This window comes from Microbacterium immunditiarum (assembly GCF_013409785.1).
In the GTDB taxonomy this organism is placed as follows: Bacteria; Actinomycetota; Actinomycetes; order Actinomycetales; family Microbacteriaceae; genus Microbacterium; species Microbacterium immunditiarum.
The window spans coordinates 1,893,027-1,907,540 of record NZ_JACCBV010000001.1 but is presented as its reverse complement, the minus strand read 5'-3'; the positions used below and the strand labels follow the sequence as shown (position 1 = coordinate 1,907,540).

13 protein-coding genes are annotated in these 14,514 nt (G+C 70.8%); 7 read left to right on the top strand and 6 right to left on the bottom strand.

Going from position 1 to position 14,514, the window contains the following annotated elements:
- Window positions 1–28 precede the first annotated feature (28 nt).
- The 3 genes from BJ991_RS08785 to BJ991_RS08775 all read left to right on the top strand — a co-directional run bounded on the left by BJ991_RS08785 (window position 29) and on the right by BJ991_RS08775 (window position 3,271).
- Complete coding sequence (locus tag BJ991_RS08785; protein ID WP_179489254.1) at window positions 29–1,108, top strand: substrate-binding domain-containing protein; 1,080 nt, start codon at window positions 29–31, stop codon at window positions 1,106–1,108.
- 85 nt (window positions 1,109–1,193) lie between these two features.
- A complete protein-coding gene (locus BJ991_RS08780; protein ID WP_179489252.1) occupies window positions 1,194–2,003 on the top strand; it encodes an ATP-binding cassette domain-containing protein in 810 nt (269 codons plus the stop codon).
- A complete protein-coding gene (locus BJ991_RS08775) occupies window positions 2,000–3,271 on the top strand; it encodes a sugar ABC transporter permease (protein ID WP_179489250.1) in 1,272 nt (423 codons plus the stop codon). The genes BJ991_RS08780 and BJ991_RS08775 overlap by 4 nt, the downstream gene beginning before the upstream one ends.
- A 78-nt stretch (window positions 3,272–3,349) precedes the next feature.
- On the opposite strand, the gene BJ991_RS08770 is transcribed toward BJ991_RS08775, so the two are convergent.
- On the bottom strand, window positions 3,350–4,045 hold the full coding sequence (locus BJ991_RS08770; protein WP_179489248.1) for an NAD-dependent deacylase: 696 nt from the start codon (window positions 4,043–4,045) through the stop codon (window positions 3,350–3,352).
- 169 nt (window positions 4,046–4,214) lie between these two features.
- Between BJ991_RS08770 and BJ991_RS08765 the strand changes: the two genes are divergently transcribed.
- On the top strand, window positions 4,215–5,621 hold the full coding sequence (locus tag BJ991_RS08765; protein WP_179489246.1) for an MDR family MFS transporter: 1,407 nt from the start codon (window positions 4,215–4,217) through the stop codon (window positions 5,619–5,621).
- Window positions 5,622–5,649: 28 nt separating this feature from the next.
- Here BJ991_RS08765 and BJ991_RS08760 read toward each other — a convergent pair whose 3' ends face one another.
- Both BJ991_RS08760 and BJ991_RS08755 read right to left on the bottom strand, forming a co-directional pair.
- Window positions 5,650–7,170, bottom strand: a complete 1,521-nt coding sequence (locus BJ991_RS08760) for an ATP-dependent DNA ligase (RefSeq protein ID WP_179489244.1) — start codon at window positions 7,168–7,170, stop codon at window positions 5,650–5,652.
- Window positions 7,171–7,226: 56 nt separating this feature from the next.
- On the bottom strand, window positions 7,227–8,102 hold the full coding sequence (locus BJ991_RS08755; protein ID WP_179489242.1) for an LLM class flavin-dependent oxidoreductase: 876 nt from the start codon (window positions 8,100–8,102) through the stop codon (window positions 7,227–7,229).
- A gap of 155 nt (window positions 8,103–8,257) precedes the next feature.
- On the opposite strand from BJ991_RS08755, the gene BJ991_RS08750 reads away from it, so the two are divergent.
- Window positions 8,258–9,085: a DUF2306 domain-containing protein gene (locus BJ991_RS08750; protein ID WP_179489240.1), complete on the top strand. Its 828-nt coding sequence runs from the start codon at window positions 8,258–8,260 to the stop codon at window positions 9,083–9,085.
- On the opposite strand, the gene BJ991_RS08745 is transcribed toward BJ991_RS08750, so the two are convergent.
- From BJ991_RS08745 to BJ991_RS08735, 3 genes are all read right to left on the bottom strand, one after another.
- Window positions 9,046–9,810, bottom strand: a complete 765-nt coding sequence (locus tag BJ991_RS08745; protein ID WP_179489238.1) for an LLM class flavin-dependent oxidoreductase — start codon at window positions 9,808–9,810, stop codon at window positions 9,046–9,048. The genes BJ991_RS08750 and BJ991_RS08745 overlap by 40 nt on opposite strands.
- A gap of 54 nt (window positions 9,811–9,864) precedes the next feature.
- Window positions 9,865–10,500, bottom strand: a complete 636-nt coding sequence (locus BJ991_RS08740) for a VOC family protein (protein ID WP_246301061.1) — start codon at window positions 10,498–10,500, stop codon at window positions 9,865–9,867.
- 135 nt (window positions 10,501–10,635) lie between these two features.
- Window positions 10,636–13,179 (bottom strand): ATP-dependent Clp protease ATP-binding subunit, encoded by a 2,544-nt coding sequence (locus tag BJ991_RS08735; protein WP_179489236.1) that lies wholly within the window; start codon window positions 13,177–13,179, stop codon window positions 10,636–10,638.
- A 244-nt stretch (window positions 13,180–13,423) separates the two neighbouring features.
- Here BJ991_RS08735 and BJ991_RS08730 point away from each other — a divergent pair, with 244 nt between their 5' ends.
- Together BJ991_RS08730 and BJ991_RS08725 are read left to right on the top strand one after the other, a co-directional pair.
- The gene (locus tag BJ991_RS08730) at window positions 13,424–14,257 is read left to right on the top strand and encodes a class I SAM-dependent methyltransferase (RefSeq protein ID WP_179489234.1); all 834 of its coding nucleotides are present in this window, start codon (window positions 13,424–13,426) and stop codon (window positions 14,255–14,257) included.
- Window positions 14,258–14,294: 37 nt separating this feature from the next.
- Entirely contained in the window at window positions 14,295–14,504 is a 210-nt protein-coding gene (locus BJ991_RS08725; protein WP_179489232.1) for a hypothetical protein, read from the top strand.
- Window positions 14,505–14,514: the final 10 nt, after the last annotated feature.

The following is a 14,514-nucleotide window of genomic DNA, read 5'->3' as shown; positions in this document are numbered from 1 at the left end:
TCGCGAATTCAACGACGAAAGGCGAATGATGAAGAAGTCATCACTCCTCGCCGTGGCTGCTCTGGGCAGCGCGGCGGCCTTGCTGCTCACGGCGTGTGCCGGCAGCGGCGGCGGCACCCCCACGGACGGCGGCGACGGCGGCGGAGACGCTGCGGGCCGGGCGTGCGTGATCCTCCCCGACGCCGCGTCGTCGCCCCGTTGGGAGAACTTCGACCGCAAGTACCTGCAGGAGGGACTGGAAGGCGCCGGCTTCGAGGTCGACATCCAGAACGCGCAGGGCGACGTCAACAAGTTCTCGACGATCGCCGACCAGCAGCTCACGCAGGGCTGCGGCGTCATGCTGCTCGTCGACTACCAGGGCGCCGCCGAGGCCGTGGCGGCGAAGGCCAAGGCCGAGGGCATCCCGGTCATCGCCTACGACCGCCCGTTCGCGGGTGCCGACTACTACGTCTCGTTCGACAACGTCGAGGTCGGCCGTCTGCAAGGCCAGACGGTGCTCAACGGCCTCGAGACCGCGGGCGTCGCTCCCGAAGAGGCCGTCGTCGTCTACATCGGCGGCGACCCGACCGACGGCAACGCGAAGATGTTCCACGACGGCGCCGACGAGGTCCTCTCCGAGGCGGGCATCACGCCGGCCGCCGAGCCGCCGGGGGCGTGGGACCAGGCCAAGTCGCAGACCAACTTCGAACAGGCCCTCACGAGCCTGAGCGGCGTGGTGCACGGCGTCTGGGCCGCGAACGACACGAACGCCGCGGGCGTCATCAAGGTCCTGCAGGACAACAACCTCCAGGGCGTCGCGGTGTCCGGCCAGGACGCCAACGTCGCGGGCCTGCAGAACATCCTGCTCGGCTGGCAGACCGCCACGGTCTACAAGCCCGTCAAGGATGAGGCCGAGGCTGCGGTCGAGGTCGCGATCGCACTGCTGAGCGGCGAGACCGTCGAGACCGACGCCGAGCTCGACGACGGCACGCCGTACGTCCAGGTGACGCCGCTGCTCGTCGGACCGAACGAGGTCAAGGATGTCATCGCCGCAGGCGACGCGTCGTACGACGACGTCTGCACGCCCGATGTCCAGGCGGCCTGTGAAGAGTTCGGAGTCACGCCGTAACGTAACGGTCAGAGCCGCGGGGGCGTCGCGTCAACGAGGCGCGGCGCCCCTCGCGCGCTGAATCCGACACCGCAAGGAAGCGAGTATGTCTCAGACCCTCACCGCGACTGAGCCGATCATCGAGCTGATCGGCGTCAAGAAATCGTTCGGCCCCGTAAGCGTGCTCAAGGGCGTCGACCTCAAGGTGTACCCGGGCAAGGTCACCGCCCTCGTCGGCGACAACGGCGCCGGGAAGTCCACCCTCATCAAGGGCCTCGCCGGCGTGCAGCCCTACGACGAGGGCGAGGTGCGCATCGACGGCGAGCACCGCGATCTGCACACGCCCCGCGCCGCCGCCGACCTCGGCATCGAGGTCGTGTACCAGGACCTCGCCCTGTGCGACAACCTCGACATCGTGCAGAACATGTTCCTCGGCCGTGAGGAGCTCTCGTTCGGCACGTTCGACGAGGGCGTCATGGAGCGCGAGGCATCCGACACGCTGCGATCGCTCTCCGTCCGCACGGTCAAGTCGGTGCGCCAGAAGGTGTCGTCGCTCTCCGGTGGTCAGCGCCAGACCGTCGCGATCGCGCGCGCCGTCCTCAAGAATGCGCGCGTCGTGATCCTCGACGAGCCGACCGCCGCTCTCGGCGTCGCCCAGACCGAGCAGGTGCTCAACCTCGTCCGGCGACTCTCCGACCAAGGCGTGGCTGTGATCCTCATCAGCCACAACCTCGCCGACGTCTTCGCCGTCGCCGACGACATCGCCGTGCTGTACCTCGGGCAGATGGTCGCCCAGGTGGCGACGAGCGAGACGACGCGCGACGACGTCGTCGGCTACATCACCGGCACCAAGACCATGGAAGGCGTCGACCTCATCGAGACGTCGAACATCACGACCGAGGGAGATGCGGAATGAGCAGCAATGCCACTCGCACCGAAGCCGCGCCCGACCCCGTCTCGTCCGACCTGATCGGCAGCGGCGTCGAGGGCGGTCTCGCCGATCAGGTCCAGGCGTGGTGGCAGCGCGTGCGCAGCGGCGACATGGGAGCCCTTCCCGCCGTCGCCGGCCTCCTCGTGCTCGGCGCCCTCTTCTCGTTCCTGAGCCCGTTCTTCCTCACGGAGCGCAACTTCGCGAACCTGCTCAACCAGGCGGCGACCCTCGTCGTCCTCGGCATGGCCCTCGTGTTCGTACTGCTTCTGGGCGAGATCGACCTGTCGGCGGGTGTCACCGGCGGCGTCGGCATGGCGCTGTTCGTGGTGCTCAACGCCGTGCTCGGCATCGCGTGGCCGATCGCGCTCATCATCGGCTTCGGGTTCGGGTTCCTCACCGGCGCCTTCATAGGATTCTTCGTCGCACGCGTCGGGATTCCATCCTTCGTCGTGACGCTGGGCCTGTTCCTCGGCTTCCAGGGCCTCGCGCTCGTGATCATCGGCCCCGGTGGGCTCTACCGCCTCCAGGTGCCCGAGCTCATCGCGATCCAGAACGGCAACCTCCCGGTGTGGGGCGGCTGGCTCATGCTCGCAATCATGCTGGCGATCTCGGCCGGCACGTCGTTCTGGGACCGTGCGCGCCGCACGCGCGCCGGCGTGCCGAACCGCGCGATCTCGCTCGTGTGGATCAAGCTCGCGAGCATCGCGATCATCGGCGGCATCGTGGTCTACGTCCTCAACCAGAACCGCGGCCAGTCCGTCGTCGAGGTCGCGGGCGTGCCGATCGTCGTCCCGGTCGTCCTCGCGATCCTGTGGATCGGCACGTTCGTGCTCGACCGCACGAAGTTCGGCCGCTACATCTACGCGATCGGCGGCAACGCCGAGGCGGCTCGGCGCTCCGGCGTCAAGGTGCGCTGGATCAAGTGGTGGGCGTTCGTGATCTGTTCGAGCCTCGCCGTGCTGTCGGCGCTCCTCAGCGTCGCGCGCGTGGGCTCGGTCGATGCCACTGTCGGTCGTGACATCGTCCTGTCGGGCGTCGCGGCAGCGGTCGTCGGCGGCGTCAGCCTCTTCGGCGGCCGAGGACGCCTCATGCACGCGGCCATCGGCGCGCTCGTGATCGCGACGATCACCAACGGCCTCGCGCTGCTGCGCCTGCCGGCGGGCGTGAACCTGCTCGTCACGGGCGGCGTGCTGATCCTCGCTGCGACCGTCGACGCGGTCTCGCGTCTGCGGTCGGGCGGCGCGCGAACCTAGCCCGCGGCTTCGCGCTCGCGCGACAGGCGTCGGCCACTCCGGCCGGCGCCTGTCGCATCCGTGTGGCGCGATTCGCCGTCACTCGGCGACCGCGAGCACCTCGTCCACCCACTCGGCTACGAGCACGCTCGCGGGTCCCGTGCGCGCGACGTCGAACGGCATGAGCCCGTCGGTCGCCTCGAGGTTCAGCTCCACCGTGCGGGCGCCGAACGCCGACGCGAGCGCGGCGTACCCGGCCGCGGGATACACGCTGCCCGACGTCCCGATCGACACGAAGACGTCGCACGCGATGACGGCGCGCTCGATGCGGTCGAGGTCGTACGGCATCTCTCCGAACCACACGACGTCTGGCCGCAGCGCACGCGCGCCGCACGCGGGGCACGGCGGCCGATCGATGAGGTCGGCGCGCCACTCCGGCCGCGCGCCGCACACGGCGCACAGCGCCCGGTTGAGTTCGCCGTGCATGTGCACGAGGTTGCGGGTTCCCGCCCGCTCGTGCAGATCGTCGACGTTCTGCGTGACGACGAGGACATCGTCACCGAGTGCGGCCTCCAGACGTGCGAGTGCGCAGTGGGCGGCATTCGGCTCGACGGATGCCGCGGCCCGCCGCCGCGCGTCGTAGAACGCCTGCACCGTGTGGGGGTCGCGCTCGAACGCCTCGGGCGTCGCGACGTCCTCGACGCGGTGGCCCTCCCACAGTCCCCCGGCGTCGCGGAACGTCGGCACGCCGCTCTCCGCCGAGATGCCGGCGCCGGTGAGCACCACGATCCGCATGGGCTCTATTGTCCCCGACCGCCGACGTACACGGCCGGGGAACGAGTTCGTCGCCCGGATCACGCCAGCTCGATCGACAGCGTCAACGGCGCGGCGGATGCTCCGTATACGCCCCATTCAACGGGACCGGTTGCACACGGCACCCTCCCATATGGTTCCCTGATTCTCGATGAGCGATATCGGGCTGCGATCCGAACGCGGGCCGATCCTGCTCGCGCTCATGCTGTCGATGTTCCTCATCGCGATCGACTCGACGATCCTCTCGACGGCGGTGCCGACGATCGTGCGCGACCTGGGTGGCTTCGCTCTGTTCCCGTGGCTTTTCTCGATCTACCTGCTCGCGCAGGCGGCGACCGTACCCGTGTACGCGAAGCTCGCCGACACGTTCGGTCGCAAGCCGATCATGCTCGTGGGCGTCGGGGTCTTCCTCGTCGGGTCCGTGCTGTGCGCCACGGCGTGGGACATGCCGTCGCTGATCGCCTTCCGTGGGCTCCAGGGCATCGGCGCGGGCGCGATCATGCCCACCGTTCTCACGATCGCCGGAGACATCTACACCGTGCGCGAACGCGCTCGCGCGCAGGCCTACCTGTCGAGCGTCTGGGCGATCTCGGCGGTCGTCGGCCCGACGCTGGGCGGCGTGCTCTCGCAGTTCGCGTCGTGGCGGTGGATCTTCTGGATCAACCTCCCCCTCGGCCTCTTCGCGCTCTTCCTGCTGTGGCGCAACTACCGCCCCGCTTTCGAGCGCCATCGCCGCCGCATCGACTATGCGGGCGCAGTGCTCCTCACGGGCGCACTCGTGCTGCTCGTGCTCGGCGTGCTCGAGGGCGGCGTGGACTGGGACTGGCTCTCGTGGCAGTCGCTCGCCGTGTTCGGCGGCGGCGTGATCCTGCTCGTGGCTTTCGTTCTCGTGGAGCGCCGCGCCGACGACCCGATCCTCGCGCCGTGGGTCTTCCGCAGCCGTCTCGTACGCTCGACCTCGCTCGTCGGCCTGCTCATCGGGGTCGTGCTGATCGGGCTCGTCTCCTACACGCCGACGTTCCTCGAATCGACGACCGGGGCCTCGCCCATCGTGGGCGGCCTCGCCGTCGCGGGGCTCATGATCGGGTGGCCGATCAGCGGCGCGCTCGCCGGGCGCTTCTACCTGCGCATCGGCTTCCGGTCGACGACGCTCGTCGGGTCGACGATCGTCATCGCGGGCACCGTATGGCTCGCGGGTTTCGCGTTCCTCCCGTCGGCTGGGCTGACGGGCTTCGGATGCTTCATCGTCGGCGTCGGGCTCGGATTGGTCGCAAACCCGTCGCTCATCGCCGCACAGTCATCCGTCGAGCTGCGCCAGCGCGGCGTCGTCTCGGGCACGAACGCGCTCGCGCGCTCGATCGGGAGCTCTGTCGGCGTCGCGGTGTTCGGCGCGATCGCGAACAGTCTCATCGACGATCGCGGAGGGCACGAGACCACGGCCGCCGTGCAGGCGGGCGCCATCGGCGTCTACATCGGCGTCGCGATCGGGGCTGTCGCGATGCTGTTCGCGTGCATGGCGATCCCGCACGTGCCGATCCACGAGGAGCAGATCCGATGACACCACCGCGCCGGCGACGCGCCCCGCGTCAGCGCAGCAGCGCCCGCAGCGTCTCGATGGTGTCGGCCTCGTTCGGGTTCTTGTCGGGACGGTACGCCTTGACGCGCGCGAACCGCAGCGCGATCCCGCCCGGGTAGCGCGTCGACCGCTGAACGCCGTCGATCGCGATCTCGACCACGGTGACCGGATGCACGTGCACCGCGTACGCCGAGCGATCCGTCTCGATCGTCGGGAAATACTCGGTCTGCCACCGCAGCAGCTCGTCGGTGAGCCCCTTGAAGGTCTTGCCGACCATGACGAATCCGCCCTCGGGCCCGAACCGACCCTCGGGGTCGTACGCGCCGAGGTGCAGGTTCGACAGCTGCCCCGTGCGTCTGCCCGACCCCCATTCGACGGCGAGCACGACGAGGTCGTAGGTCAGCACGGGCTTGACCTTGATCCAGCTCTTTCCGCGGCGGCCCGCGGCGTACGGGGAATCGAGCGCCTTCACGACGACGCCCTCATGCCCGGCGGCAAGCGCCTCGCGCGAGACCTCATCGGCCGCGGCCGGGTCGGCGGTGACGATGCCGGGGATCCGCCACTCCCCCGCGAGCTGCTCGAGCACGGCCTGTCGATCGGCGAGCGGCTCGTCGATGAGATCCCGCCCGTCGGCGTGCAGGACGTCGAAGAACCAGGGGCGCAGGACGAACTGCGGCGCGGTCTCGGACCCGAACCGCGCCATCGTGTCCTGGAACAGCCGCGGCCCGCCGTCCTCGTCGAGCGACAGCGTCTCGCCGTCGAGGATCAGCTGCGCGGCAGGCAGCGTCCGCACGATCTCGACGAGCTCGGGCACGCGGTGCGTGACGTCCGCGAGGTTGCGCGTGAACACGCGCACGTCGTCGCCGTCGCGGTGCACCTGGATGCGCGCGCCGTCGAGCTTGTATTCGACGGATGCCTCACCCACCGCCTCCACCGCCTCGGCGGCCGTGGCGGCGGTCGACGCCAGCATCGGCAGGACCGCGCGGCCGACGCGAAGCGTGACCGCGTCGAGGTTCTCGGGCGGTTCGGTGAGCGCTATGCGGGCCGTCTCGCCGAGATCGCCCGCGAGCATCGCGGCCCGCCGCACCGCCGCTGCGGGACGTCCCGACGCCTTCGCGATAGCGTCGAGCAGCACGCCCTCGAGCGCGCCCGTGCGCAGCTCACCCAGCACGACGCGCACGAGGAAATCCCACTCCCGCTCGGTCGCGAGGCGCGCGAGCGACTCGAGCGCCTCGCGTCGTGCGGCGACCGAGCCCGCGCCGGCGGTGCCCGCCAGTGTCTCGAACGCAGCGTCGACGTCGAGCACCGTGAGCGTCGCCTCGGCCGTGTGCTCGATGGCGAGGTTAGCGAAGCCGCGCCAGCCGACGCCGAGGCGCCCCTGCCGAGGACTCGCCGTCAGCAAGCCCACGGCGACGGGCAGCTCCTCCGGCGTCAGCCCACCCACGAGCGCCGAGAGCGCATCGATCTTGGCGAGCCGCGATCGCGTCGCGCCGACAGCATCGACGGTGTCGACCACCCCGGACAGCAGCATCTCCGAATTCTCGCACCGCCGTCCGACACGATGTCGGCACGCGCCGGCGAGCGGGCTCACCCGAGGAGCCGCGCCACCTCCCCGACGTTCCGGAAGTACGCCGCCAAATCCGACTCCTCGCGCGGCGGCAGCAGCACGATGTCGTCGATCCCGGCCCGAGCGAAGCGTGCGATGTCGCCGGCGACGTCGTCGGGCGTGCCGGCGAGCACCGCCGCGATCGGGTCCGATCCTGGTGCGGTGTCGTCCACCCCGGCAGCGGCGCGTGCGGCGGCATCCGGTCCGAATGCCGCGACCACATACGCCGCGACGTCGAGCTGATCCGTGCGCCCCGCCCCGGCGTGCCCGTCGCGCACGGTCTCGACCGATCGCGCGAGCGCGTCGGGCGCGTACCCGCTGTTGAGGAGCACCCCGCCGGCGACCTCGCCTGCGAGCCGAAGCGTCTTGGGCCCCTCCGCGGCGCAGTACACGCGCGGCCCGGCCACGGGCGGCCAGTCGAGGCGCACGTGGTCGAGCTTCACGTACTGCCCATCGACACTGACCTCCTCCCCGGCCAGCAGTGAGCGCAGCGCCGGCACGTACTCGCGCATGAGCGTGAGCGGCGACGCCGCGCGTGCGCCGACCTGCGCCATCCACGGCAGCACGCCGTGCCCCACGCCCGGCAGCAGACGCCCCGGGAACATGCGCTCGATCGACGCGATCTCCATCGCGGTCGCCGCGACGTTTCGCAGCGGCATGGGTGCGATGCCGATGCCGATGCGCAGCCGCTCGGTCCACGCGAGAGCGGCGGATGCGGTCGCGAACGCCGATTGGCGGAAGCAATCCTCCCAGATCCACAACTCGGGAACGCCTGCCTCCTCGGCGGCCTCGACCGCCGCGCGGAACGCCTCGGGCGGGTTCGGGTAGGGGCTGAAGATCGCGCCGACGCAGGTCATGCGTACACTCTGCCTCGGACCGCCGACGTTCACGCGCTCCACCGCGCGTGCCGTCGCCGACCGGCTGCGAACCCGCGAACCGGGGGCCAGCCCCCGGCCGAGTCGGGGGGCTGGCGGCATCGCCCGCAAGGCACCCGCGGCCCTAGCTTGAGCGCATGAGCCAGCACAAAGGGGTGGCGACCGCGAACGGACGGGCGTCGAGCGGCGCTTCACCGGAAGTCGGTCGACTCGGCACCCGCATCGGATGGACCTGGGTGCTGCTGTCGTCGCTCGCCGTCGTCGCGTACGCCGTCATCCCGTACCTCACGGCCGCACTCCCCGTTCTCGCGGAGGCGGACGGAGGCACCGGCGGTCTCGCGGACCACTATGCGACCCAGGCCCCGGTCGTCGTCGCGGGGTTCTACGCGCACATCGTCGGCGGGGGCGTCGCGCTCGCGCTGATGCCGCTGCAGTTCTGGCGGATGCTGCGCGAGCGCACTCCGAAGGCGCACCGCTGGATCGGTCGAGTCGCGCTCGTGGGCCTGGCGGTCGGCGCGGTCGGGGCCCTCGTCATCGCCCCGTTCAATTCCGCGGGGCTCGTGGGCCTCTTCGGCTTCGGCGGGCTCGGAGTCGTGTGGCTGTATGCCGGATGGCGCGCGTACCGAGCGATCAGACGCGGCGACGTCGACAACCACCGGGCGTGGATGATGCGCACCTTCGCCGTCACCTACAGCGCGGTGACGCTGCGGCTCTGGCTGTTCGCGCTCATCTTCGCGCAGATCCCGTTCGCCGGGCCGGATGGCTTCGACTTCGGGGCGGCGTTCGACAACGCGTACGGCGTGGTGCCGTTCTTGGCGTGGATCCCCAATCTGATCGTCGCCGAGTGGCTCATCCGGCGCCGCGGCCTGCCGTCGTACCGGATCGCGCCGGCCTCCGCACACCGGCCGGTTCACGCGACCCCGCGTCAGACCCTCGACGCCGCCGTCTCGATGAACCGCGTGTAGGCGTCGACGTCGTCTTCCGGGACGACCGCGCGCAGCACGACTTCGTCCACGGCCGATTGGTATCCGCGGATGCCTCCCCCGAAGTCATCGGGACGCAGGACGGTCGCGCCCGCTGTGATGCCGAGTCGCTCGAAGTTCGCCTTGTATTGCGGGATCGCGCCGTAGCGGCCCGCCTCCTCCTCCAGCCGCTGCACCGCCTCGGAGTCGAGCGCCGCGCGGACGTACAGCGCGACGTGTGCGTCGACCCCCACACCCCGCGCCTCGCCCGCCTGGGCCGTCGCGGCCTCCGGAGTGAGCCAGCTCAAGAGCACACCATCGGCCTCCGCCGCGCCGAGGCGGCGCATCCGTGGTCCCAGCGCCCCGATGAGCAGGCGCGCCGACGTGACTTCGCGCAGTCTCCCGACCGCATCGCGCATGAGCGCGAGCGCCCCGGACCGGGCGCCCCCGGACCCGACCCCGAGCACGAGCCGATCCTGCGGGAGCGCCCGCACCGCGTCGGCGATCGACTCGGGCGGGCGACGGTCCATCGGCACGACGCCCGTCGCGAGCGTGAGCCGGTCGGTGACCGCGGCGGCGGCGGCGAGAGCGGCGAGCGAGTCCGCGCCCGGCGTGTCATTGACCCACAGGGCGTGGAATCCGGCGGATTCGACGGCGGGGGCGACCGCGGCGATCGCATCGGGACCGAGGGCCGCGGCGACGCCGATCGAGACGAGGGCTTCAGGCATGCTTCGAGCATGCCCCGGATGCCGCGGGCGCCGCCAGATGGGTCGCGCGCGGGCTCAGCGGGCGGACGGCGCCCAATCGAACCCGTCCGGATCGGTGAACGTGCCGCCGTCGGAGTGGATCAGCAGACGGTGGGAGCCCGTTCCCTCGGCGTCCAGTGCGACGGATTTCGCGAGTGCGCGCCGCTTGTAGAGACCGAGCCCGATGGGGCTCGCGGGTGTGGCGAAGTCGACGTAGGTTCCGAATCCCTTCGCGACGGAGAGCCCGCGCGCCGTGTAGAACTTCTTGCTCGCCGCGACGTCGTCGACGCCGAGCAGCAGCACGATGTCCTCGAATTCGCGGGTCGCCGGTCCGGCATCCTTCTTCGCCGAGCTCGCGAGATTCCAGATCGCCCCGTCGGGCGCCTGAACGACTCCGCCGAAGCCCCACAGCGACTTCTCGGTCGGCTTGACGACAGTCGCGCCGGCCGCGACCGCGGCGCCGAACAGCGCCTGGACGTTCGCCGGCTGCGACGCGACGAGCGACAGGGTGTAGCCGCGGAACCCGCTGGTCGGCGAGTCCGCCGGGCGCGTGCGCACCTGCGAGTCGAGGCGGAACGCGTCGCGGTAGAAGGCCGCGGCGGCCTGAGGGTCGTCCGCTTCGAGCGTGATCGCGTCGATGGAGGTGATGGTCATGGTGTCCGTCGTGTTCATACCGGCGACGCTACGCGCGGGGCGGCATCCGGCACTTCTCGATTCCTGCTCGATGTGCACGAAAGACACGGATGCGACGAGGCCGCCACCCGAGTGGGCGGCGGCCTCGTCCCGCTGCGAGCGGACTTGATCACATCAGGCGGCCTGCGGCACGGCGACGTTCGCCGCCACGACCAGCTGGTCGCCGGAGACGTCTACCGTCACGGACCCGCCGTCGACGAGCGCGCCCGTCACGAACAGGTCGGCCACGCGGTCGTCGACCTCGCGCTGGATCAGGCGACGCAGCGGGCGAGCGCCGTACTCGGGCTCGTACCCGTGCTCGGCGAGCCAGTCCACCGCGGCATCCGTCAGCTCGATCGTCACCTCACGGCGCGCCAGGCGTGCCGCCGTCGCACCGATCATCAGGCTGACGATCTCGCGCAGCTGCTCGCGGTCGAGCTTGCGGAACAGCACGATCTCGTCGATGCGGTTGAGGAACTCGGGACGCATCGCCTCGCGCAGCTTCGCGAACACGCGGTCGCGCAGGTCCTTCTCGGAGCCGAACCCGGTCTCACCGCCGCCGTCGGCGACGAATCCGATCGCGCCGGAGCGCGACGCCAGGAACTCGCTGCCGAGGTTGGAGGTCATGACCACGACGGTGTTGCGGAAGTCGACCGTGCGACCCTGACCGTCGGTGAGGCGCCCGTCGTCGAGCACCTGCAGGAGCAGGTTGAAGACATCCGGGTGCGCCTTCTCGATCTCGTCGAACAGCACGATCGAGTACGGGTTGCGCCGCACGCGCTCGGTGAGCTGCCCGGCCTCGTCGTAGCCGACGTACCCCGGAGGGGCGCCGACCAGGCGCGACACGGTGTGACGCTCGCCGAACTCGCTCATGTCGAAGCGGATGACAGCGCCCTCGTCGTCGAACAGCGAGGCCGCGAGGGCCTTCGCCAGCTCGGTCTTGCCGACGCCCGTGGGGCCGAGGAACAGGAACGATCCGACGGGGCGACGCGCGTCGCCCATGCCCGTGCGATTGCGGCGCACTGCCTTCGCGACGGCGGCGACCGCCTCGTCCTGACCGATGACACGCTCGTGCAGCTCGGACTCGAGGGTCGCGAGGCGCTCGCGCTCGGTCTCGGTGAGACGGTTCACGGGGATGCCCGTCGCACGGCTGATCACGGCAGCGATCTCGGGCTCGTCGACGACGGCCTCGAGTGCGCCGCCGGCGTTCGCCGTCGCCTCTTCGATCTTGGCCTGCACTGCCGCGATCTCGTCGCGGATGCGCGAGGCCTCCTCGTAGTGCTCGGCGGAGACGGCCGCGTTCTTGTCGGCCTCCAGCGTCGCGAGGCGCTCCATGAGCGCCGACACGTCGACCTTCGCGCCGAGCCGCAGCCGGAGCCGGGCGCCCGCCTGGTCGATCAGGTCGATCGCCTTGTCGGGCAGCACGCGCTCGGTGAGGTACCGCTCGCTCAGCTCGACGGCGGCGCGCAGCGCCTCGTCGGTGTAGGTCACCGCGTGGTGCTCCTCGTAGGCGGGCTTCAGCCCGCGCAGGATCAGCACCGCGTCCTCGATCGAGGGCTCGCCCACCTTCACAGGCTGGAAGCGGCGCTCGAGCGCGGGATCCTTCTCGATCACGCGGTACTCCTTGAGAGTCGTCGCGCCGACGAGGTGCAGCTCGCGGCGCGCGAGGCGGGGCTTGAGGATGTTGCCCGCGTCCATCGCGCCGTCACCGCCCGCACCCGCACCGACGACGGTGTGCACCTCGTCGAGGAACACGATCAGGTCGCCCTTCAGCGACGCGATCTCGTCCATGGTCTTGGTCAGGCGCTCCTCGAAGTCGCCGCGGTACCGCGTGCCGGAGAGCATCGCGGCCAGGTCGAGGGTGACGACGCGCTTGCCGCGGAGCTGCTCGGGCACGGCATCCGCCACGATCGCAGCCGCCAGGCCCTCGACGATCGCGGTCTTGCCGACACCGGCCTCGCCGATCAGCACCGGGTTGTTCTTGGTGCGGCGGCTGAGGATCTCGATCGTCTGCTCGATCTCGTCGGCGCGCCCGATGACCGGGTCGAGCTCGCCCGCCTCGGCGAGCGCCGTGAGGTCGGTGCCGTACGTGTCGAGCATCGGCGTCTCGGATGCCGCATCCTCGTCGTCGGAGGCGGGGGCCGGCACGCCGTTCGGCGTCACCGTTTCGCGCACGCCCTGTGTGAGCGCCTCGGCCGTCACGCCGGCGTCGGCCAGCACGCGACCGGCCGGAGTGTCCTGCGCGAGGACGAGAGCGAAGAAGAGGTGCTCGGGGTCGACATAGGTCGAGCCGGACGAGCGCGCGACCTGGAACGCGTGGAACAGCGCGCGCTGCACCGACGGGGTCACGACGGCGCCGTCGACGTCGGCCGCCGGTCCCGCGGCGGGAAGGCGGTCGTCGGCCGCGCGAGCGATCGCCCGCGGGTCGGCGCCGATGCGCTCGACGGCGTCGCGTGCGGGAGACTCCCCCACGATCACGCGCAGCACGTGCAGAGCATCGAGCTCACGCTGGCCGCGCGCGAGCGCGTACTGGCCGGCGCGCTGCAGCATCTCCTGCGTGCGAGCACTCAGGAAGCGGCTGAGGTCGATCGACCGCTCAGCGCGCGCCCGCTCACCGGCGAGGTACCGCGCGAGGAACTCGTCGAACGAGCCGCCGGTGGGAGTGGTGTCTTCAGGCATGAATTGGTCTCCTGCTGAACTTGAGTCGTTGCCTGTCAAGTTTACAAACTTGAGCAGATACGTATCAAGTTCAACGCGGTGACGGCACTCGTATTCCCGGTGTCTCGTATCAGATCGGCCCGAACCGGCCTCGTCCGTCTCGCGTGCGTGACTTCTCGGTGCCGATTTCCGTGTGGCGCACGGATGCGCGACGTTCCGCCGGCGAGGACGCTGGACGGCGTCCACCGAGACGAAGGAGAAGGACATGACCGATCTGCACACCATCGCGATCGACGACGAGGACAAGGCGCTCAAGGCCAAGCACCGCGCCATGTGGGCTTCGGGCGACTACCCCGCCCTGGCATCCGACCTCATCTGGCCGCTCGGGCCGCGGCTCGTCCAAGCGGTCGACGTGCGACGCGGTGACCGCGTGCTCGACGTGGCGGCCGGAACGGGCAACGCCGCGATCCCGGCCGCGCTGCGCGGTGCCATCGTGACGGCGAGCGACCTGACTCCGGAGCTCTTCGGAGCCGGACACCGCAACGCACAGGAGGCGAGGGCGACGCTCGAATGGGTGCCGGCCGACGCCGAGGCACTGCCCTTCGACGACGACGCGTTCGACGTCGCGATGTCGTGCATCGGCGTCATGTTCGCACCGCACCACGAGCGCGCGGCCGCCGAGCTCGTGCGGGTCACGCGCCCTGGTGGGCGCATCGGCGTGCTGAGCTGGACGCCGACCGGGTTCATCGGGCGCATGTTCGCCGCGATGAAGCCGTTCAACGCCCCGCTTCCCGCGGGTGCCCAGCCGGCTCCGCTCTGGGGCGATGAGCAGCACGTCCGCGACCTGTTCGGCGACCGGATCACCGACATCCGCGCGACGCGCGAGACGGTGCGCGTCGATCGCTTCGCGACCGGCGAGGAGTTCCGCGCGTACTTCGCGTCGCACTACGGACCCACGATCGCGGTCTGCAACCGCAACGCCGACGACGCCGAGCGCACGGCGGCTCTCGACTCGGCGCTGACCGCGCTCGGCGACGCCGCGATCTCGGACCACGCAATGGAGTGGGAGTACCTGATCTTCACCGCGACGGTGCGCTGACGACCGCCGTCGAACCGCTCGGAAGGAGGCGGACCCGATGTCCGCATACGATCCTCTGGCCCTGTTCCTGCTGGAGCAGCAGGGGCTGACGCGCGAGCTCGAGCACCGCCGGCGCATCCGCGAACTCGGCCTCGGCCGCGCGCGCGGACCGCGCCGCGGAGGTGAGGGTGAGGCGGATGCCGCGCTCCGACCGGCCGCGGCCGTGAACGCCGGCGGACGCGGGCGCCTCCTTCCGGGCGACGCGTGAGTACACTGAC